At 65.8% G+C, this 20,897-nt stretch carries 16 protein-coding genes; 13 read left to right on the forward strand and 3 right to left on the reverse strand.

The window, feature by feature from the left end; translation table 11 throughout:
• The first annotated feature begins 264 nt into the window (after window positions 1-264).
• The 11 genes from AQZ49_RS03775 (at window position 265) to AQZ49_RS03825 (ending at window position 16,354) form a co-directional block, all read left to right on the forward strand.
• Entirely contained in the window at window positions 265-1,368 is a 1,104-nt protein-coding gene (locus AQZ49_RS03775) for a putative urea ABC transporter substrate-binding protein (protein ID WP_369819066.1), read from the forward strand.
• Window positions 1,369-1,379: 11 nt separating this feature from the next.
• The gene (locus AQZ49_RS03780) at window positions 1,380-2,198 is read left to right on the forward strand and encodes an ABC transporter permease (protein ID WP_067613086.1); all 819 of its coding nucleotides are present in this window, start codon (window positions 1,380-1,382) and stop codon (window positions 2,196-2,198) included.
• Entirely contained in the window at window positions 2,195-2,959 is a 765-nt protein-coding gene (locus tag AQZ49_RS03785; RefSeq protein WP_067613089.1) for an ABC transporter ATP-binding protein, read from the forward strand. The genes AQZ49_RS03780 and AQZ49_RS03785 overlap by 4 nt, the downstream gene beginning before the upstream one ends.
• The gene (uca, locus tag AQZ49_RS03790; RefSeq protein WP_067613090.1) at window positions 2,956-6,597 is read left to right on the forward strand and encodes an urea carboxylase; all 3,642 of its coding nucleotides are present in this window, start codon (window positions 2,956-2,958) and stop codon (window positions 6,595-6,597) included. The genes AQZ49_RS03785 and uca overlap by 4 nt, the downstream gene beginning before the upstream one ends.
• Complete coding sequence (atzF, locus tag AQZ49_RS03795; protein WP_067613093.1) at window positions 6,594-8,354, forward strand: allophanate hydrolase; 1,761 nt, start codon at window positions 6,594-6,596, stop codon at window positions 8,352-8,354. The genes uca and atzF overlap by 4 nt, the downstream gene beginning before the upstream one ends.
• Window positions 8,355-8,462: 108 nt before the next feature.
• Complete coding sequence (locus AQZ49_RS03800; RefSeq protein WP_067613095.1) at window positions 8,463-8,801, forward strand: hypothetical protein; 339 nt, start codon at window positions 8,463-8,465, stop codon at window positions 8,799-8,801.
• Window positions 8,798-10,312, forward strand: a complete 1,515-nt coding sequence (locus tag AQZ49_RS03805; RefSeq protein WP_067613098.1) for a methyl-accepting chemotaxis protein — start codon at window positions 8,798-8,800, stop codon at window positions 10,310-10,312. Before AQZ49_RS03800 ends, AQZ49_RS03805 begins: the two co-directional genes overlap by 4 nt.
• A 101-nt stretch (window positions 10,313-10,413) precedes the next feature.
• A complete protein-coding gene (locus tag AQZ49_RS03810) occupies window positions 10,414-12,321 on the forward strand; it encodes an NPCBM/NEW2 domain-containing protein (protein WP_067613100.1) in 1,908 nt (635 codons plus the stop codon).
• A 116-nt stretch (window positions 12,322-12,437) separates the two neighbouring features.
• The gene (locus AQZ49_RS03815) at window positions 12,438-14,849 is read left to right on the forward strand and encodes a TonB-dependent receptor (RefSeq protein ID WP_067613101.1); all 2,412 of its coding nucleotides are present in this window, start codon (window positions 12,438-12,440) and stop codon (window positions 14,847-14,849) included.
• A 23-nt stretch (window positions 14,850-14,872) separates the two neighbouring features.
• Window positions 14,873-15,706 (forward strand): urea amidolyase associated protein UAAP1, encoded by an 834-nt coding sequence (locus AQZ49_RS03820; protein WP_067613103.1) that lies wholly within the window; start codon window positions 14,873-14,875, stop codon window positions 15,704-15,706.
• A 6-nt stretch (window positions 15,707-15,712) separates the two neighbouring features.
• A complete protein-coding gene (locus tag AQZ49_RS03825; RefSeq protein WP_067613104.1) occupies window positions 15,713-16,354 on the forward strand; it encodes an urea amidolyase associated protein UAAP2 in 642 nt (213 codons plus the stop codon).
• Here AQZ49_RS03825 and AQZ49_RS03830 read toward each other — a convergent pair.
• Complete coding sequence (locus AQZ49_RS03830; RefSeq protein ID WP_304438449.1) at window positions 16,351-16,884, reverse strand: GNAT family N-acetyltransferase; 534 nt, start codon at window positions 16,882-16,884, stop codon at window positions 16,351-16,353. The two genes, AQZ49_RS03825 and AQZ49_RS03830, sit on opposite strands and share 4 nt — an antisense overlap.
• A gap of 224 nt (window positions 16,885-17,108) precedes the next feature.
• Between AQZ49_RS03830 and AQZ49_RS03835 the strand changes: the two genes are divergently transcribed.
• Complete coding sequence (locus AQZ49_RS03835) at window positions 17,109-18,749, forward strand: OFA family MFS transporter (protein WP_067613489.1); 1,641 nt, start codon at window positions 17,109-17,111, stop codon at window positions 18,747-18,749.
• A 48-nt stretch (window positions 18,750-18,797) separates the two neighbouring features.
• Here the strand turns inward: AQZ49_RS03835 and AQZ49_RS03840 are convergent, their stop codons facing one another.
• Window positions 18,798-19,412 carry a YceI family protein gene (locus AQZ49_RS03840; protein WP_231738700.1) on the reverse strand — a complete coding sequence of 205 codons (615 nt, stop codon included), beginning with the start codon at window positions 19,410-19,412 and terminating at the stop codon, window positions 18,798-18,800.
• 106 nt (window positions 19,413-19,518) lie between these two features.
• Here AQZ49_RS03840 and AQZ49_RS03845 point away from each other — a divergent pair, with 106 nt between their 5' ends.
• Window positions 19,519-20,142 carry a hypothetical protein gene (locus tag AQZ49_RS03845; protein WP_067613111.1) on the forward strand — a complete coding sequence of 208 codons (624 nt, stop codon included), beginning with the start codon at window positions 19,519-19,521 and terminating at the stop codon, window positions 20,140-20,142.
• On the opposite strand, the gene AQZ49_RS03850 is transcribed toward AQZ49_RS03845, so the two are convergent.
• On the reverse strand, window positions 20,139-20,759 hold the full coding sequence (locus AQZ49_RS03850) for a ParB-like protein (protein ID WP_197410906.1): 621 nt from the start codon (window positions 20,757-20,759) through the stop codon (window positions 20,139-20,141). The genes AQZ49_RS03845 and AQZ49_RS03850 overlap by 4 nt on opposite strands.
• Between the last annotated feature and the right edge of the window lie 138 nt (window positions 20,760-20,897).

Here is a 20,897-nt window from a genome sequence, read left to right on the forward strand (position 1 = left end):
CCCTGAAGGGGGAGGGTTGGGTGGGGGTGTGCCAAGGTTACGAAATTGCACAACAATTCGGCGGCAGCACGCCCCTCCCCAACCCCTCCCCGCACGGGGAGGGGCCATGCGGGCGCCTGTGCGCCCGTTCCCGGCAAACAGCGTGTGATGGCTGCCGTGCCAGGGCATAGACGGTTTCTATGCCCTGCATCACGAAACAGGCTCTAGCATGATGGCCTGAGCATGGGCACGAAGGGTGTGCATGCCACACGAGGAAACTTTGCCGTGATCCGAACCGCCCGTCCCCCGCGTTCGCTTGCTCTTGCCCTGCTGTTGGCGCTGGGCGGCTGCGGCCATTCGGTCCGGACGGCGGGCGCAGACGGCATCGCCACCGAGGCGCCCAAAAAAGACTTCACCATCGGCTGGTCGATCTATGCCGGATGGATGCCCTGGCCTTATGCGCAGGAAACCGGGATCGTGAAGAAATGGGCCGACAAATACGGCATCACGATCAAGCTGGTACAAGTCAACGACTACGTCGAATCGGTCAACCAGTATACCGCGGGCAAGCTGGACGGAGTGGTCGCCACATCGATGGACACGCTGACCATTCCGGCGGCGGGCGGCAAGGACACCTCGGTGGTGATCCTGGGCGACTATTCCGACGGCAACGATGGCGTGGTGCTGAAAAACGCCCGTTCGATCGGCGATATCAAGGGCCGCTCGGTCAATCTGGTCGAGCTGTCGGTGTCGCAATACCTGCTGGCGCGCGGGCTGGAAAAGGCCGGGCTGAAACTGTCGGATGTCAAGCTGGTCAACACCGGCGATGCCGATATCGTCGGCGCCTTTGCCTCGCCGCAAGTCAACGCGGTGGTCACCTGGAACCCGCAACTGTCCGAAGTGAAAAAGGCCCCCGGCGCCACATTGGTGTTCGACAGCCACCAGATTCCCAACGAAATTCTCGACGTGATGGCGGTCAGCAGCGCCACGCTGAAGGCCAATCCCGCGCTGGGCAAGGCGCTTGCCGGAATCTGGTATGAAACGATGGCGCGGATGCACAGCGACGATGCCGGGGGCAAGGCCGCGCGCGCGCAGATGGCGCACGATGCCGGGACAACACCGGCCGGATACGACGCGCAACTGGCGACCACACACCTCTATTATCAGGCCGCCGATGCGACCCGGCTGGCCAGGAGCCCCGAACTGATCACGGTGACCGACCGGGTGCGCCAATTCTCGTTTGCCAAAGGGCTGTTCGGCCCGGCGGCAACGTCGGTCGATGCCATCGGGATTTCCTTTCCCGGCGGCAAGACGCTGGGCGATCCGGCCAATGTCAAACTGCGCTACGATCCCCGGTTCATGCAGATGGCCGCCGACGGCAAGCTTTGAGTGACGCCGCGATGACCCGCCTGATCAATCTGCGGCCCGGTCGGCGTGGGCGCATCGTGGCCGGCGCCGTGCCGATCCTGATCCTGTGCCTGGTCTATGCCGTGGCCGCCGCGCTGCGTCATGCCGACAACCCGGCCGACAAAGTGCTGCCGACGCTGGGCGCGATGGGCACCGCGCTGTGGAACATGGGGGCGACGGTCGATCCGGTCAGCGGGCAGGTGACGTTGCTCGCCGATACGCTGGCCAGCCTGTCGCGGCTGGGCGCGGGGCTCGCGCTGGCGACCGTAACGGCGCTGGTGCTCGGGCTGTTGCTCGGCGTGATGCCACTGGCGCGCGCGATCCTGGGCCCGGTGATCACGGTGGTCGCGGTGATCCCGCCGATTGCCGTCCTGCCGATCCTGTTCATCGCGCTGGGCCTTGGCGAAACCGCCAAGATCGCGCTGATCGCGATCGGGATCGCGCCCTATATGACACGCGATCTGGCCGCGCATGTCGCCGCGCTGCCTGCCGAGCAGTTTATCAAGGCCGAAACGCTGGGCGCCAATTCGTGGGTGGTGGCGATCCGCGTGGCGCTGCCGCAGATGATGCCGCGCCTGATCGAAACGCTGCGGCTGTCGATGGGCCCGGCCTGGGTGTTCCTGATCGCGGCAGAGGCGATCGCATCTGATGTCGGGCTGGGCTATCGCATCTTTCTGGTCCGCCGCTATCTCGCGATGGATATCATCCTGCCTTATGTGGCGTGGATTTCGCTGCTGGCGATTGCTGCCGATGCGCTGTTGCAGGCGCTGTCGCGGCGCGCGTTTCCCTGGGCGAAGGGGGATGCACGATGAGCGCGGGGCCCTTGCTCGAACTGCGCAATGTGTGGGTCGAATATGGCGAAAAGGTCGTGCTCGAACGCGTCGATCTGGCCATCGAGGCGGGCGCGTTCGTGTCGGTGGTCGGGCCCTCGGGTGCGGGCAAGAGCACGTTTCTGCGACTGCTGCTGGGGCAGGAAGCGCCCAGCCGGGGGCGCATCGTGTTCGATGGCGCGCCGATGCGCGCCGAATGCGGCCCCGACCGGGGCGTGGTGTTTCAGCGCTATTCGGTGTTTCCCCATCTGACGGTGATCGGCAATGTGCTGTTCGGCCTGGAATGTGCGGCCGCGCCGGTGCTGGGGCGATTGTTCGGCGCGCGGCGGCGTGTCGCGCTGGCCGAGGCGGACGCGATGCTCGACGCGGTTGGCCTGACCCACGCGCGCGATCAATATCCCGCGCAACTGTCGGGTGGAATGCAGCAACGGCTGGCGCTGGCGCAGGCGCTGGTCAGGCATCCGCGCCTGCTGCTGCTGGATGAACCGTTCGGCGCGCTCGATCCGGGCATCCGCGTCGACATGCACGATCTGGTCACCCGCCTGTGGCGCGAACATGGCCTGACCGTGGTGATGGTAACCCACGACATTGGCGAAGCGTTCAAGCTGGGCACCCGCGTGCTGGCATTCGACAAGCGCCGCCACGATCCCCACGCACCGCACCGGTTCGGTGCGACCGCGACTTATGATGTGCCGCTGCTGCGCAAAAACGGCGCGCGGCCCGATGCAAAGACCGCCGCATGACCAAGCCCCCCTTTCGCAAAGTCCTGATCGCCAATCGCGGGGCAATCGCCTGCCGCATCATCCGCACCTTGCGCGCGATGGGCATTGCTTCGGTCGCGGTGTTCAGCGAGGCCGACGCCGGATCGCTGCACGTGGCCCAGGCCGACGAGGCCGTGCCGATCGGCCCGGCGCCTGCCGGCGAAAGCTATCTGAACATCGCCGCGATCCTGGCCGCCGCGCGCGCGACCGGAGCTGAAGCGATCCATCCCGGATACGGTTTTCTGTCGGAAAACACCGCCTTTGCGCAGGCGTGCGAGGCGGCGGGAATCGCCTTCATCGGGCCTACGGTCGACAATATCCGCGCCTTCGGGCTGAAACACACCGCGCGTGATCTGGCGCAGGCGCATGGCGTGCCGCTGGCGCCGGGATCGGGGCTGTTGCGCGATGCGGCGGCGGCGGAGGAGGCGGCGGCGCGGATCGGCTATCCAGTGATCCTCAAGGCCACGGCCGGCGGCGGCGGGATCGGCATGAAAGTTTGCACCGATGCCAGCGAACTGGGCGAGGCCTTTGCCATGGTGGCGCGGCTGGGCGCAGGCAATTTCGGCGATGCAGGGGTGTTTCTCGAACGCTATGTTGCACGCGCGCGCCATATCGAGGTGCAAGTGTTTGGCGATGGTGCCGGGCATGTCGTGGCGCTGGGCGAACGCGACTGTTCGCTGCAGCGGCGCAACCAGAAAGTGGTCGAGGAAACCCCCGCGCCGCTGTTGCCGCCCGCCACGCGCGCGGCGCTGATCGAGGCGGCGGTGCGGCTGACCGCGGGGGCGAACTATCGCTCGGCGGGCACGGTCGAATTTCTCTATGATGCTGACCGTGACGATTTCTTCTTTCTGGAAGTGAACACCCGGCTGCAAGTCGAACATGGCGTGACCGAACAAGTCACCGGGGTCGATCTGGTCGAATGGATGATCCGGGGCGCGGCTGGCGATTTTGCCTTTCTCGACGGATTTGTCGCACAGCCCAGGGGGCATTCGATCCAGGTGCGGCTCTATGCCGAAGATCCCTCGCGCGATTTTCAGCCGAGTTCGGGCCGTCTGATCGAGGTCGGCTTTCCGGCAGGCGATCGCGCCACTGTGCGTGTCGATGGCTGGGTCGAAAGCGGCAGCGAGGTGCCCGCCTGGTATGATCCGATGCTGGCCAAGCTGATCGTCACCGCGCCGACGCGCGCGGCGGCGATTGCCGCGATGCAGGCCGCGCTCGATGCCACGCGGCTGGCGGGGATCGAAACCAATTTGCGTTGGCTGCGCACGGTGGTGCGCAGCGCGGCATTTGTCAGCGGGCAGGTTTCCACCCGCGCGCTGGGCGAACTGGTGTGGCAACCCGCCGCCGTGCGCGTGCTGGCGGCGGGCGCGGCGACCACGGTGCAGGACTATCCGGGGCGCACCGGGCTGTGGGATGTCGGCGTGCCGCCATCCGGGCCGATGGATGCGCTGTCGTTCCGGTTGGGCAACCGCCTGCTGGGCAATCCGGACGGCGCGGCGGGGCTTGAAGTGACCGCCTCGGGCCCCAGCCTGCAGTTTCTCGGCGCGGCGCGGATCTGTCTGACCGGGGCGGAGTGCGAGGCTACGCTCGATGGCGTGCCGGTGCCGCGCTGGACCCCGCTGTCGGTCGTGGCGGGGCAGGTGTTGCGGGTGGGGCGGGTGCAGGGCGGGGGCCTGCGCGCCTGTCTGCTGTTTGCCGGCGGGCTCGACGTGCCGGTCTATCTCGGCAGCCGCAGCGCGTTTACGCTGGGCGAATTCGGCGGGCATGCGGGCCGCGCGGTGATGACCGGCGACACGCTGCATCTGGCGGGCGCGCCCGTTGCGGACGAAGGGGTTCTGGCGCCCGGACTGGTGCCCCACATCGACCATGCCTGGACCGTGCGCGTGCTCTACGGGCCGCACGGCGCGCCCGATTTCTTCACCCCCGGCGATATCGCGATGATCTGCGCGGCGTCCTGGCAGGTGCATTACAATTCCAATCGCACCGGGGTGCGGTTGGTCGGGCCAAAGCCCGAATGGGCGCGGCGTGACGGGGGCGAGGCGGGGCTGCATCCATCGAACATCCACGACAACGCCTATGCCATTGGCGCGGTTGATTTCACTGGCGACATGCCGATCATCCTGGGCCCCGATGGCCCGTCGCTGGGCGGGTTCGTCTGCCCGTTCGTGGTGATCCAGGCCGACTTGTGGAAAGTGGGTCAATTGTCGCCCGGCGACACGGTGCGATTCCTGCCGGTGTCAGAGGCCGAGGCACGCGCGGCCGAACAGGCGCAGGACGCGCTGATCGCCACGCTGGCGGCCCCGGCACCGTTTGCCGGCGACACCGCGTCGCCCGCATCGCCGGTTCTGCACATGATCCCCGCCGAGGGCGCACGCCCGGCAGCGACCTATCGGCGGCAGGGCGACCGGCACTTGCTGGTCGAATATGGGCCGATCGTGCTCGATCTGGAATTGCGGCTGCGTGTCCATGCGCTGATGCTGGAACTCGAGTCCGTGGCCCTGCCCGGGGTGATCGACGTGACCCCCGGCGTGCGTTCGGTGCAAATCCATTACGATGCGCGCGTGCTGACCCAGGCCTCGCTGCTCGACGCGCTGATCGCCGCCGAGGAACGGCTGGGCGGGCTCGATGATTTCGCGATCCCCAGTCGTACCGTGCATCTGCCGCTGTCATGGGCCGATCCGGCGATTTACCAGACCATCGACAAATATATCGCCGCCGTACGCGATGATGCGCCGTGGTGTCCCGACAACATCGAATTCATCCGCCGCGTCAACGGGCTGGACAGTGTCGAGGATGTGCGGCGGATCGTGTTCGATGCCGATTATCTGGTGCTCGGGCTGGGCGATGTCTATCTGGGCGCGCCGGTTGCCACCCCGGTCGATCCGCGCCACCGGCTGGTGACCACCAAGTACAATCCGGCCCGCACCTGGACCCCGCCCAATGTGGTGGGCATCGGCGGCGCCTATATGTGCATCTATGGCATGGAAGGGCCGGGCGGATACCAGTTGTTTGGACGCACCATCCAGGTGTGGAACACTTGGGCCGGCGCGGGGAAACAGAGCGAGGCGTTTGCCGAGGGCAAGCCCTGGCTGCTGCGGTTTTTCGACCGGATAAAGTTCTTTCCGGTCAGCCATGACGAACTGACCGCATGGCGCCGCGACTTTCCGCTCGGGCGCCGGGCGATCCGCATCGACGAGGGCGAATTCCGCCTGTCCGACTATCGCGCGTTTCGCGCCGCCAATGCGGCCAGTATCGCCGCGTTCGAAAGCACCCGGCAGGCCGCGTTCGACGCCGAACGTGCGGCATGGCAGGCCAGCGGCGAATTCGACCGCGTGGCCGCGCTCGTCGATGCGGGCAGCGGGGGCGACGATGCCACTGGCGTGGTCGATCTGCCAGTCGGGTCCGAACTGGTCGAGGCGCCGTTCGGCGGCAGCGTGTGGAAACTGCTGGCCAGCGAGGGGCTGACCGTCGCGCTGGGCGATCCGATTGCGGTGATCGAGGCGATGAAGATGGAATGTCCGGTGCCCAGCCCGGCGGCGGGCGTGGTGCGGCGCGTCTATGTCAGCGAGGGGCAGGTGATCCAGCCCGGTTCGGCGATGCTGGCGATCGAACCGGCATGACCAGCGCCGCATCGATCGCCGCAGCGGTATCCGGCGGCAGCACCACGGCACTGGCGGTGGCCCGCGACACGCTGGCACGGATCGCCGCCTATGCGCCGGTTCAGCCCGCAGTGTGGATCCACCGCGTACCAGAGTTCGAGGTGCTGGCCATGGCCCGCGCTGTCGACGCGCGCGTGGCGGCGGGCGAAACGCTGCCGCTGGCCGGGGTGCCCTTTGCGATCAAGGACAATATCGATCTGGCAGGCAGCCCGACCAGTGCCGGGTGCCCCGATTTCACCTATCGCCCGGCGCAATCGGCGACGGTGGTGGCGCGCCTGATTGCGGCGGGCGCGGTGCCGGTGGGCAAGACCAATCTCGACCAGTTCGCCACCGGGCTGAATGGCACGCGCAGCCCTTATGGCGCGCCCGCCTGTGCGTTCAACCGCGCCTGGATCAGCGGCGGATCAAGCTCGGGCTCGGCGATTGCGGTGGCGGCCGGGCTGGTGCCGATCGCGCTGGGCACCGATACGGCGGGATCGGGCCGCGTTCCGGCGGCCTTCAACGGCCTGATCGGGTTCAAGCCGACCAAGGGTCGGTGGAGCACTGCGGGACTGGTGCCCGCGTGCCGATCGATCGATTGCATCACCGTGTTTGCGCGCGATGCCTGCGATGCGGCGCTGATCGATGTGGTGGTGGCAGGCCGCGACGGCGCCGATCCGTGGTCGCGCGATCTGGCCGATCACGATCTGACGCTGGCGCGCGTCGGCGTGCCCCTGCTGCACCAGCGTCAGTTTCTGGGCGATCTGGCCGCCGAGCGGTTCTATGCGCAGGCGCTCGACCGGTTGGCGGCGCAGGGCTGCGATCTGGTCGAGATCGATCTTGCGCCGCTCAGCGAGGCGGCGCGGCTGTTGTATGACGGGCCGTGGGTGGCAGAGCGCACGGCGGCGCTGGCCGACTTTCTGCGCAGCCATCCGGGCAGCATCGATCCCACCGTGCGCACGATTGTCGAGGGCGGGCTGGGGCGCAGCGCGGTCGAGGCGTTTCAGGGTATCTATCGCCTGGCCGAACTGAAGGTTGAGGCCGATGCGCTGTGGGGGCGGATCGATGCGCTGTGCCTGCCGACCGCGCCGACGATCTATCGCCTGGCGGAAATGCGCGCGGCCCCGATCGCGCTCAACAGCAATCTGGGGCTCTATACCAATTTCGTGAACTTGCTCGACATGGCGGCGATTGCGGTTCCGGCGGGCTGGCGGCGCAATGGCACCGGGTTCGGCGTGACGCTGATCGGCCCGGCGTGGACCGACCGCGCGCTGATCGCCCAGGCCGCGCGCTGGTGCGCCGACGATCCCTATCCCCATCCCCCGCTCGATCTGGAGACTGTCGTGGAAACCGTGCACCTCGCCGTTGTCGGCGCCCATCTCGAAGGCATGCCGCTGCACTGGCAATTGACCTCGCGCGGGGCCCGCCACGTCGCCACCACCACCACCGCGCCGCACTATCGCCTCTATGCCATGGCCGACAGCGTGCCGCCAAAGCCGGCATTGATCCACGATGCCACCGGCGGCGCGATCGCGGTCGAAGTCTATGAACTCGACATGGCCGCGTTCGGCAGCTTCGTTGCCGAAGTGCCGCCGCCGCTGGCAATCGGTACGGTTACATTGGTCGATGGCAGCACGGTCAAAGGCTTCGTTGCCGAACCGCGCGCGATCGCGGGCGCTACCGACATCACCGACCTCGGCGGCTGGCGCGCCTTTATCGCCGACCAGACCGGGTCCTGAACAAAGCCCCTGCGCCGCCTAGCGGTTGCTACGCAGCGCGGGGCACAGGATTTGTTGGCCGACACCGTCGCACAGTGCACTTGAACGGTTTGACCCGGCGGGACGCGCATGGATGGCAATTCGATACCCGGATTGATGAAACGTCTGGCGCTGGTCCAGTTTGGTCTGGTCGTGCTGGTGCTGGTCGGCTGCGTGGCGATGCCGCGTCCGGGTGGCGCGGTGTTGCTGATACCGGTGTTTGCAGGGGGCGGCGGCGCGATTCCCCCTGGACGGATTGCGGTGCTGCGGGCGGGATCGATCGGCGGCAGCCTGCTCGTGCGGATCGATCCCGGCGTGCCGTTCACGATGATCCTGCGCGGTGGTTTCCTGCCGCTGGCGGCGCCCGGCTGGCTGTGCGCCGATGCACCGCCGTCAACGCGCATTTTGGAAAAGGCCGTGTTGCCATGAATGAACTTGTTGCCTTGCGCCTTCAGGGCGTGCGCATGCTGGCAGGCCTGGCCTGGCTGGCGTGCCTGGTGGTGATTGCCGGGACTTTGTTCGCAGGGTCGGGGCCGGTTCCCGCCATCCTGGCGCTGGGCTTGACCGCGTTCCCCACACTGGCCGTCTTGCGCGGCGCCACCGATCCCATGACGCGCACGGCGCTGGGCGCGACCATGCCGTTGTATTGCGCGGTGCTGCTGTACCAGTGGAGCGGGTCGACCTGGATGATCGATCTGCACATGACCTTTTTTGCAGCGATTGCGGTCACTGCGGTGCTGGCCGATTGGCGGCCCTTGCTGGCAGGCGCGGCGGTGACGGCGGTGCATCATCTCCTGCTCAACTTTGTGGCGCCCGCGCTGGTGTTCGGCGCGGCCGGAGAACTGGGGCGGGTGGTCCTGCATGCCGTGGTGGTGGTCGTCGAAACCGGAGCGCTGATCCAGGTTGCGGTGTTGCTCGAAGCCATGTTGATCACCCGCGAGGCGACCCAGGCCGAAGCGGCGCGGATCGAGGCGGCTGCGACGCGCGAACGCGAACAGACCGCCGCCGAACAGCAGGCGGTGGTGTCCGCGCTGGCCGATGCGCTGGGCAAACTGGCCGAAGGCGATCTCAGCCGCCGCATCGTTACCGCGTTTCCACCCACGTTCGAGCCGCTGCGGGTCAATTACAACCGGGCCCTGGGCGATCTGGAGGAACTGTTGGGCCACGTTGTCCAGGCAACCGATCGCATCAAGTCGGGCACCGGCGAAATCCGCATCGCATCGCAGGATCTGGCGCAACGGACCGAATCGCAGGCGAGCGTGGTGGAACAGGCAATGACCACCATTTCGCAACTGGTCACGATGGCTGGCGAAACGCTGGCCGGGGCGCAATCGGCCAGCTCTGCCATCGCCCATTCGGGCGAACGGGTACGTGCCGGGCACGAAGTCGTCGCCAGCGCGATTGCGACAATGGAACGCATCCAGAATTCATCGGGCGAGATCGGCCAGATCGTCAGCCTGATCGATGGCATCGCGTTTCAGACCAACCTGCTCGCGCTCAACGCCGGGGTCGAAGCCGCCCGGGCGGGCGAATCGGGGCGCGGCTTTGCGGTGGTTGCCAACGAAGTGCGCGCACTGGCCCAGCGCAGCGCCGATGCCGCGCGCGATATCCGGACGCTGATCACCGCATCGACCGCGCTTGTCGGCGAAGGCGTCGATCTGGTCGGGCAGACCGGCGTGGTGCTGCGCGAAGTGGTGGGCGATGTCACCCAATTTGCCGAAACCGTGGGTGCGATCACGCTGGCAGTGGGTGAAACCGCACGCGACCTTGGCGATATGCGCGACAAGTTTGCCTCGATCGATCGCGCCACCCAGAGAAATGCCGCGATGGTCGAGGAAAGTCACGCCGCGCTAAGCTCGCTCTCTGACGAAGCGGCAGGCCTGGCCAATGCGGCGCACCGGTTTTCCACCGGGCACGGTGATATGCGCCGCGCGGCGTAACGCCGCGCATGGAGGACCCGACGCAATCGAATGTTTAGCGCCGATCCGCTTCACAGCGGGGCCAACCGCCTGCACAAGCGTGCACAGATCGGGAGGTGGGCATGGCATTGGTGCGGTCGGTGGTGCTGGCGGTGGTGGCCCTGTGCGCCCATCCGGCCATGGCAGACGAGGCGCATGGGCTCGAACCCACCGGCACCTGGGATATGCAGCCGGTTGGTACCGCGCCGACTCCGCCGATGGGATGGAATAGCTGGAACGCGTTTCACCTCGATCTGACCGAGGCTGGCCTGATCGCTTCGGCGCACGTGCTGGTCGATGGCGGGTTTGCCGCGCTGGGCTATCGCACCGTCAATATCGACGATGGCTGGTGGCTGAAACGGCGGCAGGGCGATGGCCGTCTGCAAGTGCGCACCAATGTGTTTCCCGATGCGGCGCTGGCGGGCGGCGAAACCTCGCTGCGGCCGTGGACCGACCGGCTGCACGCGATGGGTCTGAAGGCGGGCATCTATACCGATGTCGGGCGCAATGCCTGTTCGCAGGCGTGGTCGTCCGATCCCGCAACGCTGCCGCAGGGCACCCGCGATGAGCGTGAGGTCGGGCTGGCGGGCCATGTCGATCAGGACATCGCGCTCTATTTCGCGACGTGGAATTTCGATTACATCAAGGTCGATGGTTGCGGCATTGCCCATTATGGCGCGGACCGGCACCATGTGGCCAATGGCACGTTTCGCGCGCTGGCACCGCTGATCAACGACACCGATCCGGGGCAGGACGACATTCCGGCCACCCGTGCGCGCTATGCCGAAGTCCGCGATGCCTTGTGGCGGGTGCGGCCGCGCGGCGATTTTGTGCTGTCGCTGTGCAACTGGGGCACCGCCAACGTGCGCGACTGGGGGCGGCAGGTCGGCACGATGTGGCGCACCAGTGGCGATATCGACCCGACGTGGGGCCGCATGCTGCACAATTTCGACAGCGTCGCCACGCGTGAATTCTATGCCGGGCCGGGGCACTGGAACGATCCCGACATGCTCGAGGTGGGCAATGGCGCCTTCGACGGCGCACACCTGACCGAGGCGCGCGCGCACATGGCGCTGTGGGCGATCGAGGCCGCGCCGCTGATCATCGGCACCGATCTGGCCGCCGCACCGCCTGCGATCCGCGCCATTCTCGCCAATCCAGAGGTCATCGCCGTCGATCAGGACCCGGCGGGCCATCAGGGGGTGATCGCCTATGCCGATGACGAGCGCGAGATCGTGGTCAAGACGCTGTCGGTGCGCGGCACCAAGGCCGTACTGTTGTTCAATCGCCTGGACGAGCCGACCACGATCACCCTGACCGCACAGCACCTGAAGATGGCCGACTCCACGCCGATCGCACTGCGCGACCTGACCATGCGGCGCGATATGGGCACGATGACCGGCATGCGCCGGTTTGCGCTGGCCCCGCATGAGGCACTGTTGTTGCGTGCGGTCGGCACTCCGCGCCTGACGCATGGGTGGTATCTGGCCGAATTGCCGGGGCGCATCGCAGTGGCTGCCGACGGGATCGTGGTGCCGCAGCCCGATCCGACCATCCATCGCATGATCGATTCGCACACCGGCGACACCACCGGCTTTGGCCCCAGGCCGACGTATTATGGTTGGGGGGCGCCGCGCGCCGATGCCACGGTGTTTTCCGAAACGCTGACCCTGGCCGGGCAGCCGCTGCGCGACGGGATCGGGGTTGAGGCCAATTCGCGGTTGCAATTGCACGCCGAAGGCGCCTTTGCGCACTTTGCCGCGCACGCCGGGGTCGATGATTCCACGCGGGGGCGCAAGGCGGGCGTGCGGTTTGAGGTCTGGGGCGACGGACATTTGCTGGCAAAGTCTGCCGAACAGCACTTCGGCGTACCGCCGGCAGATATCAGCGCCGATATCACCGGGGTGAAAGTGGTCGAACTGGTGGCGCGACAAGTGGGCGCCGATGACGGCCCGGTGCTGGCGACCTGGGGCGAGGCGCGGGTGGAATAGCTGCCGAGGCATAGATCAGATCTATGTCCATCATCGAAAATTGGCGTCTACCGTGATGGGGGGCTGATCGGCAATTCTTGCGCTGCACAACGAAACCAGCGCAGGGAATCACCACCATGACGTCACGCCGTATCGGGCTTTGCACCGCGACTTCCGCGATCGCGCTGGTGCTGTGTCCCGGTCTTGCCCTGGCGCAGGCGACCCCCGCAGCCGAGGCCTCGGCGGGCGATGCGGGGGGCGAAATCATCGTTACCGCGCAAAAACGCAGCGAAGACATCCGCACCGTGCCGATCAGCGTGTCGGTGCTGTCGGGTGCGGCGCTCAAGGACCAGCAGATCGCCAATTACGACGATCTGTCGCGCGCAGTGCCGGGGGTCGCGTTCAACGCCGTCGCGGGCGAGGAAGGACGCACCAATATCGTCATTCGCGGGGTCAGTTCGGTGTCGGGCGCCTCGACCGTCGGGGTCTATCTCGATGACGTGTCGATCACCGTGCCCAATCTCTATCGCGACGGTTCGATCGAAGTGCGCCTGCCCGATATCGAACGCGTCGAAGTGCTGCGCGGGCCGCAGGGCACGCTCTATGGCGACAGTTCCGAAGGCGGCACGATCCGCTATATTGCCACCCCCGCCAATCCCGATGCGTTTGGCATGACGTTGACCACCGATGCCTCGGGCACGAAACACGGCGGGGCCAATTTCGCGGATTCGGCCACGTTCAATCTGCCGGTGGTACCCGACAAGCTGTCGCTGCATGCCGCCGTCAATTACGAGAACGACAGCGGCTGGGTCGACAATTACAACCAGCAGGGCGTGCTGCAGAAAAAGGGCGTCAATTCGGCCAACAGCCTGACCGCGCATGTCAGCGCGACCTGGACCCCAGATTCGACGCTGACGATCACCCCGGCGGTGTTTTACCAGCGCGCGACCAATGCGGACAACGCCGCGTTCTATCCCAATCTTGGCTTGTGGCAGCAGGACAAGGAAGTGGCCGAACCCAGCCGTGATACCGTTGTGCTGGGCAGCCTGTCGATCAAGAAGACGCTGGGCTTTGCCGACCTGACCTCGGTCACCGGGTTTTTCGACCGGATCGCCTCGCGCCAGGAAGACGGGACCTATTTCAACAGCACCGCCTTTGCCGAATTTTTCCTCGATCCGATCTATCCCCAGTATCAGCCGCAAAACGACAGCGTCATCGCCAATCTGCCCTCTGCGGTGGAAATCCGCACGCATTACCGCAATTTCAGCCAGGAATTGCGGCTGTCGTCCAACGATACCAGTGCGGGCGCGTCCTGGCTGAAATGGGTGATCGGCGCCTATTATTCGACGCAGAGCGTGCACAACACCGATTACCAGACGATCAACGGGATCAATTCAACGTTCCAGTCGATCTATGGCGTGCCGATGGAACAGTCGCTGGTCGAAACCAGTTACGGCAATCCCACTTATGGGCAGCCCGGCGGCGGCGCGGCGATCACGCTGTTTCCGGGCGATGTCGATGAAAGCGACAACCGCACCTATCGCCAGCAGCAAGTGGCGGTGTTCGGGCAAGTTGGCATTACGTTTGCCAAAGGGTGGAAACTCGATCTGGGCGGGCGTTTTTCCGCCGCGCACGAAGATTTCGTGTCGGTCGAAACCGGGTTCTACCAGATTGGCAACCTGGGCTATCAGACGCCGGGCCAACCCGCCTCGGCACCCTATACCCAGGATGGCACCAGCACTGCGTTCCTGCCCAAGGCCACGCTCTATCATGATGTGGCGGCCACCAGTTCGGTCTATGCTTCGGTCGCCAAAGGCTTTCGCCTGCCCGGGCCGACCGGCCCGATCGTCTATGGCCCGACCTCTGTTTGCAACGGCGATTTCCAGGCGATCGGCCAGACCACCCAGCCGACCCAGTTCAAATCGGACAGCCTGTGGACGTATGAAGTCGGCACCAAGAACGAATTTGCCGGGCGCCGCATCCGCCTCAACGCCTCGGGCTATCTGACCAACTGGAACGACATTCAGCAGCAGATCTATCTGCCCACTTGCGGCTATTATTTTACCAGCAACATCGGCAATGCGCGGATCTGGGGCGCCGAGGCCGAATTCTCGTTCAAGCTGACCCCCAGCCTGTCGGTCAGCGCGACGGGCAGCGTCAACGATGCCAAAGTCATCCAGTCGAACAACCCGATCGATGTCGCGGTGGGGCAGCACCTGATCGACGTGCCCGACTTCACCGCGACCGCCGGGGCGAACTATCTCCATCCGGTCGGTCCCTCGGGGGCGGTGATCGCGCTGGTCAACTATGCCTATACCGGGCACAGTTACGGCAGCTATCTGGTCACCGATACCAATTACTACAACCCGTCCTATGGCGTGGTGAATGCCAGCGTGGGCTATCGCTTTGGCGCCAACCAGCTGACCTTGTACGTCAAGAACCTGCTCAACAACGAAACCATCATCCAGCGCCCGGAAATCAACACCGTGACCGAAGGCTATACCGTGCACCCGCGCACGATCGGCCTGACGCTCAAACTGGTCGAATAATTCCAACCGAGGAGCCGACGCCCATGACTGCGTCAAGCACCACCGCCGACCCGGCCGGAGCTCGCGCCCATGCGCGCGCCATGGGCGGTACGCGGGTCGAAGCCATGCCGACCATTCCCGCCACCGATGCCACCGGCCTGCCGCCTGGCGTGGCTGCGCCCGACGTGGTGTGGGACGAAACGATCGCCGCCGGGGGCTATGCCTCGCGCACATTGGCGCGCGGCAGCCGGTTGCGGCTGACCGATCTTTATGGTGATGGCTGTGTTGCCATGCTGGTGTTCAATGCCGAGCGTACGGTCGAACGGCTGAACGTGGCCGACACCGTCAAAGTGCAGTGGAACGCCTATCTCGGGGCCGGGCGGCTGTTGCTGTCGGACATGGGCCGGGTGCTGTTCTCGGTGCTCGATGATGACACGGCGGGCCACGATGCCTTTTGCGGCGCGTCGAACCAGGCGTCGAACGCGCGCAGATATGGCGACGGGTGCAACCACGGCGCACATCCCAACGCGCGCGACCGGTTTGTCATCGCGTTGGCCAAATATGGCATGAACCGGCGCGATATCCACCCGTGCCTGACCTGGTTCAAACCGGTGACGATTGCCGCCGATGGCGCGATCGCGCTCGACCACGGGCCGCACCGCGCCGGACAGGCGATCACCTTGCGCGCCGAGATGGACGTGATCGTGGTCCTGGCCAATTGCCCCCACGTGCGCGACCCGCGCCACGCCTATAGCGTGACCCCGGTGCGCGCGACTGCCTGGCGCGGGCCGGTCACCCCGTCCGACGATCCGATCCGCCTGGCCACGCCCGAGGGCCTGCGCGCGTTCGAAAACGTCGAAGACTATTACCGGAGGTAGGGTATCATGATCGCCAACACGCCCATCCCCGATCTGCCCGGCCGGATTGTCCACGATGAAGTGGTGCCCGCGCGGGCGCCCTGGCATCACCTGGTCAGGCGGGGCGAGACGCTGCGGATTGTCGATCTCGAAGGCAATCAGGCAGTCGATTTCCTGATCTATGCCGCCGCCGATGATGCCGAACGCTACAGCGCGCAAGATACCATCGCCGCGCAGGGCAATGTCTATCTCGACACCGGCACGGCCCTGCTGTCGAACGAGGGGCGCCCGATGATGACCATCGGATCGACCAGCGTGGCGCGCCACGACACCATCGGCGGGGCCTGTAGCTGCGAATCCAACACCTTGCGTTATGGCCACCACACCAAGGCGCAGCACGCCTGTGTCGACAATTTCCTGCTGGCCAATGCCGACCATGGCCGCACCAAGCGCGACATGGTGTCGAACATCAATTTCTTCATGAACGTGCCGGTCGAAGCCGACGGATCGCTGGGGATTGTCGACGGGATTTCCGCGCCGGGGCTGCATGTCGACCTGGTGGCCGAGATGGATGTGGTGGTGGTGGTGTCGAACTGTCCGCAGATCAACAACCCCTGCAACGGGTTCAACCCCACCCCGGTGCGGATGATCGTGGCCGCGCCCGCTTAATCGGGCGCGGCATGTTCGCCGAGCGTGATCCGCATGAACACCAGATCGAGCCACCGCCCGAACTTGGTGCCGACTTCGGGCAAGTGGCCGACGCTGGCAAAACCCAGTTTGCGGTGGAGCGCGATCGAGGGCAGATTGCCCGCCTCGATGCCGCCGACCATCGCGTGCAGGCCTTGGGCGCGGGCATGGTCGATCAGCGCCTGCAACAGCGCGGCGCCGATCCCTGCGCCGCGCCGGTCTTCGCGCACATGCACCGAATGTTCGACGGTGTGGCGATATCCGCTGCGTGCGCGCCACACGCCATAGCTGGCATAGCCCACCAGCGCGCCGCCCGCATCGATCGCCACCAGCACCGGAAACCCGTCGCCATGACGCGCCGCCACCCATTGTGCGCGGTCGGCCTCGTCCACTTCCACGTCGTCCCACACCGCGGTCGAGTGGCGCACCAGGTGGTTGTAGATCGCGGTGATCGCGGCGATGTCGCCATCCCCCGCGGCGCGGATCGTCAGCCGCACGGGAACCACGCTCATGCGGCGCGATTCGCGGCAAAATGCGTCATTGTCCTGCCCCTTGGTGCGGTTTTCGGTGCAACGGTTCGTGCTATCAGACGCGTTGTGTGACAAGCGCAAAATCCCTGCCGGCAGGGGTGCGGCAGTCGGATATTGCTTGCGCCCCACACTTGGTTAACAAGGATGGCAAGGGCCGGGTCAAGGCCGGAAGCGCCGGCAAAAAAGGGTCGCAAGGAGAGATCACCATGAATACCCCAACCGATCGCGGATCGGTCAAACCCGGTTGGCTCGACCGGGACAACACCATTGCATCACCACGTTTCAACCGCTGGATGGTGCCGCCTGCGGCACTGGCCATCCATCTGTGCATCGGCATGGCCTATGGCTTTTCGGTGTTCTGGCTGCCGATCACCAAACTGTTGACCGGGGCCGACGCTGCGACATGTGCAAAGATCGGCTTTGTTGCCGAATTGACCACGACGGCGTGCAACTGGACCGTGCCGTCGATCACCCATGTGTTTGAAATCTTCATCGCGTTCCTGGGCATTTCGGCGGCGATCTGGGGCGGCTGGCTGGAACATGCCGGGCCGCGCCGGGCAGGGTTCTATGCGGCGATCTGCTGGGGCGGCGGGCTGGTTCTGCTGGGGCTGGCGGTGGCGGTGCACCAGTTGTGGCTGGTCTATGCGGTCGCGGTGCTGTGCGGGGTGGGCCAGGGACTTGGCTATATCGCGCCGGTTTCGACATTGATCAAATGGTTCCCCGACCGGCGGGGGCTGGCGACCGGGATGGCCATCATGGGCTATGGCGGGGGCGCCATGATCGGCGCGCCGCTGGCCGTGTGGCTGATGGCAAAGACCGCCAGCAACGGCGTTCCCGGCGTAACGTCGACGCTGATCGCGCTTGGCGTGATCTATTTCGGGGTGATGACGCTGGGGGCAATGGCGTTCCGCGTGTCACCCAACGGGTGGAAACCGCTCGGCTGGGTGCCGGGCGCGGGGGCTGCGTCCAATGCGATGATCACCGACAGCCATGTGCACGTCAACACCGCGTGGAAAACGCCGCAGTTCTGGCTGATCTGGGGGGTGCTGTGCCTGAACGTCACCGCCGGGATCGCGGTGATATCGATGGCCAGCCCGATGTTGCAGGACGTGTTCGGGGCAAAGCTGGTAGGGGTCGACAGCACCGCCGCGCTGACACCGGTGCAAAAGGCGTCGATCGCGGCGGCGGCGGCGGGGCTGGTCGGTCTGATCAGCCTGTTCAATTCGCTCGGCCGTATTTTCTGGGCGTCGCTGTCGGACAAGCTGGGGCGCAAGCGGATCTATGTCCTGCTGTTTGTCATCGGCATCGTGGTCTATGGCCTGTTGCCGACCTGGGGCCATCTGGGCCTGCCCCTGCTGTTCGTGCTGTCGATCTGCGTGATCCTTAGCCTGTATGGCGGCGGTTTTGCCACGGTGCCCGCCTATCTGGCCGACATTTTCGGCACGCAGATGGTCGGCGCGATCCACGGACGGCTGATCACCGCCTGGTCAGTGGCGGGCGTGGTTGGGCCGGTGCTGATCGCCAGCCTGCGCCAGTTCCAGATCGATCACGGGGTGGCGCACAACCTGGTCTATGACATCACGCTCTATGTCATGGCCGTGCTGCTGTTGTGCGGGCTGGTGTGCAACGCGTTTGTCGGGCCGGTGGCCGACAAGTACAAGATGACCGTGCAGCAACTGGCCGCCGAACGCGCGCTGCAACGCGAAGACCGCGTGGCCAGCGGGGCGCAGGATGCCGCGCGTGGGCCGTTTGGGTTGGTCGGGGTGCTCGCCTGGCTGGCGGTCGGCATTCCGTTCCTGATCGGGCTGATTATCGCGCTGACCAAAGTCGTGGCGATGTTCGGATAAAGGCGCGCGCGCCATGCCCCGGTCGGGGCATGGCGCGCGCCCTGTCGATCAGCCCTGCTTTTCGAAGGCGGCGGTGATCGTCAGTTTGACTTCGTCGCTGATCAGCGGGACATATTTGGTCACCCCGAAATCCGACCGCTTGATCACGCCGGTGGCGCCAAAGCCGATGGTGAACGCCTTGCTCAGCGGATTGACCCCGGCACCGCCGAACGTGGCCTCAAGCGCGATCGGCCGGGTGACGCCGTGCAGCGTCAGATTGCCGTCGATATGCGCGGTATGCGCGCCGGTCTGCGTGACTTTGGTCGCGGTGAAGTGGATTTCGGGATATTTCGCCGCGTCGAGCCAGGTCGGGTCTTTCAGTTCGCCATCGAGCACGCTGTTGGTGGTCGAGATCGCGGCGACCGGCAGGCTGATATCGAGCGCATCGGCGGCGGGATTGGCGGGATCGAGCGTCAAAGTGCCGGTTGCACTGGGGATGACGCCAAAAAAGTCGTTGAACCCCATGTGGTTGATCGAAAATGCCGCCAGCGTGTGATGGCTTTCGACTTTGTAGGTGCCGGCGGGAACGGGGGTGTTCGGGCTGCCGCCCATCTGGGCGAGCGCGATGGTCGGGACAAGCGCTGCGGCAAACAGCGGTGCAAACATGAGTTTTGTGGGATGCATCGGTCGAGATCCTGTCATCTGAACGTGGCCGGAGGGTCGGCACGCCACCAGATGTAGACATTTCTGGGCCGGATGGTAGGCGCTTGGATGATATTCGGGGGGTGGGATGAACCGCAAGTCTGGCGACGCGCCGATCACGCTGTCGCCGCTGACCCTGGCGCTGGTGCTGATCGTGCTGGCCTTTGTCGTGGCCGGGATGTGGCTGGCGCTGCATCGGCGGCCAGTGGCACCGGTCGCACTGCCCGCCGCGACCTGGCCCGATCGCCGCCTGACGCCCGGCGCAGTCGATCCGGCGGTCACCGATGCCGATATCTGCACGCATGACTGGGCGCCGGGCGATCCGCCGCAACGTGGCGGGGACGAGACGTATTCCAGAGCGGCGCGGCACACTTCGGCCCAGATGAAAGATGCGGTGTTCGCCGCCTATCACCTGACCAATCCGCATGATGGCGGGCATGCGTGGGAAATCGATCATCTGGTTCCGCTGGGGCTGGGCGGGCGCGATGTGCGCGAAAACCTGTGGCCCGAAAACCGCCGTGGCGATGGCATGAACGCCTGGGCCAAGGACCGGCTGGAATATCGGCTCTATCGGCTGGTGTGCCATCCGCCGCCGGGTGAGCCGCCCGTTCCGCTGGCGCAGGCGCAAGCGGCGTTTCGCACCGACTGGGTCGCCGCCTATCGCCGCTATTGCGCCGATGATGCGGATTGCCCGGCGTTTGGCGGGGATTAGGCGATTCCGGCCCAACCGGGCAGATATTTCGCCTCGGCGCTGCGGGCCAGCGGTACGGCTCGCTCGACCGCCTTGTTGAAATGGTCCTTCAGATGGTCGGCATCGATGCGGTCGCGAAAGAAATCGGCCCACAGGAATTCGGTATAGGGCACGGGTGACTTGGCATAACCGCCCGCGCAGCGCACTTCGCCCGCCAGCGAGCGATAGGGATCGTCGGCCATATCGGTCAGCTTTTTCGGCAGATCCTCGAATTCGCAGCGCTTTCCCTTTTCGTCATAGGGGTGCAGCCAGTTGTGCGCGTCCATGAACGCCATGAAGCGTTTCTTGGGCAGCGTGTCGAGCCGGGCGATGAACGAGACCATGACTTCGGTCACGCCCTCCAGATGCATCGCCAGCGCCAGGTGATGGTGATCGACCACCCACGGACGGGCGTCGGGGCCAAGCACGGCGGGGATCATGTGCGAACCGAGGTACTTGCCCGCCGAGTCGCGCGGGCGGTTGCGCCATTCCTCGCGCTTGGCCGATACCTCGCGCATGCCGACGGTCATCTGCGTCGGGCGCAAATCCTTGATCAGCACGGGGTGGAGCACGGGCTGGATGCGATGCGTCATGGCCATGGTTCAGGAATTCCCGGTTAAGGCGGTTTCGGCCAGCATGATCAGCCCCCGTCATACAGATTGCGTGCCGGGGCCAGCATAGGCCGGGCAGGGACGGGCGCAAGGCTTCCCGGTGGCGGCAAACGCACTCGGGCACGA

The sequence above is a fragment of the Novosphingobium sp. FSW06-99 genome (assembly GCF_001519065.1).
Classification (GTDB): domain Bacteria; phylum Pseudomonadota; class Alphaproteobacteria; order Sphingomonadales; family Sphingomonadaceae; genus Novosphingobium.

Coding starts and splice junctions, on each gene's coding strand:
- AQZ49_RS03810 (WP_067613100.1), top strand. CDS start 10,414: ATGGCATTGGTGCGGTCGGTGGTGCTGGCGGTGGTGGCCCTGTGCGCC.
- AQZ49_RS03815 (WP_067613101.1), top strand. CDS start 12,438: ATGACGTCACGCCGTATCGGGCTTTGCACCGCGACTTCCGCGATCGCG.
- AQZ49_RS03805 (WP_067613098.1), top strand. CDS start 8,798: ATGAATGAACTTGTTGCCTTGCGCCTTCAGGGCGTGCGCATGCTGGCA.
- AQZ49_RS03850 (WP_197410906.1), bottom strand. CDS start 20,759: ATGGCCATGACGCATCGCATCCAGCCCGTGCTCCACCCCGTGCTGATC.
- AQZ49_RS03820 (WP_067613103.1), top strand. CDS start 14,873: ATGACTGCGTCAAGCACCACCGCCGACCCGGCCGGAGCTCGCGCCCAT.
- AQZ49_RS03785 (WP_067613089.1), top strand. CDS start 2,195: ATGAGCGCGGGGCCCTTGCTCGAACTGCGCAATGTGTGGGTCGAATAT.
- AQZ49_RS03825 (WP_067613104.1), top strand. CDS start 15,713: ATGATCGCCAACACGCCCATCCCCGATCTGCCCGGCCGGATTGTCCAC.
- AQZ49_RS03840 (WP_231738700.1), bottom strand. CDS start 19,412: ATGCATCCCACAAAACTCATGTTTGCACCGCTGTTTGCCGCAGCGCTT.
- atzF (WP_067613093.1), top strand. CDS start 6,594: ATGACCAGCGCCGCATCGATCGCCGCAGCGGTATCCGGCGGCAGCACC.
- AQZ49_RS03835 (WP_067613489.1), top strand. CDS start 17,109: ATGAATACCCCAACCGATCGCGGATCGGTCAAACCCGGTTGGCTCGAC.
- AQZ49_RS03830 (WP_304438449.1), bottom strand. CDS start 16,884: ATGAGCGTGGTTCCCGTGCGGCTGACGATCCGCGCCGCGGGGGATGGC.
- AQZ49_RS03780 (WP_067613086.1), top strand. CDS start 1,380: ATGACCCGCCTGATCAATCTGCGGCCCGGTCGGCGTGGGCGCATCGTG.
- AQZ49_RS03800 (WP_067613095.1), top strand. CDS start 8,463: ATGGATGGCAATTCGATACCCGGATTGATGAAACGTCTGGCGCTGGTC.
- AQZ49_RS03845 (WP_067613111.1), top strand. CDS start 19,519: ATGAACCGCAAGTCTGGCGACGCGCCGATCACGCTGTCGCCGCTGACC.
- uca (WP_067613090.1), top strand. CDS start 2,956: ATGACCAAGCCCCCCTTTCGCAAAGTCCTGATCGCCAATCGCGGGGCA.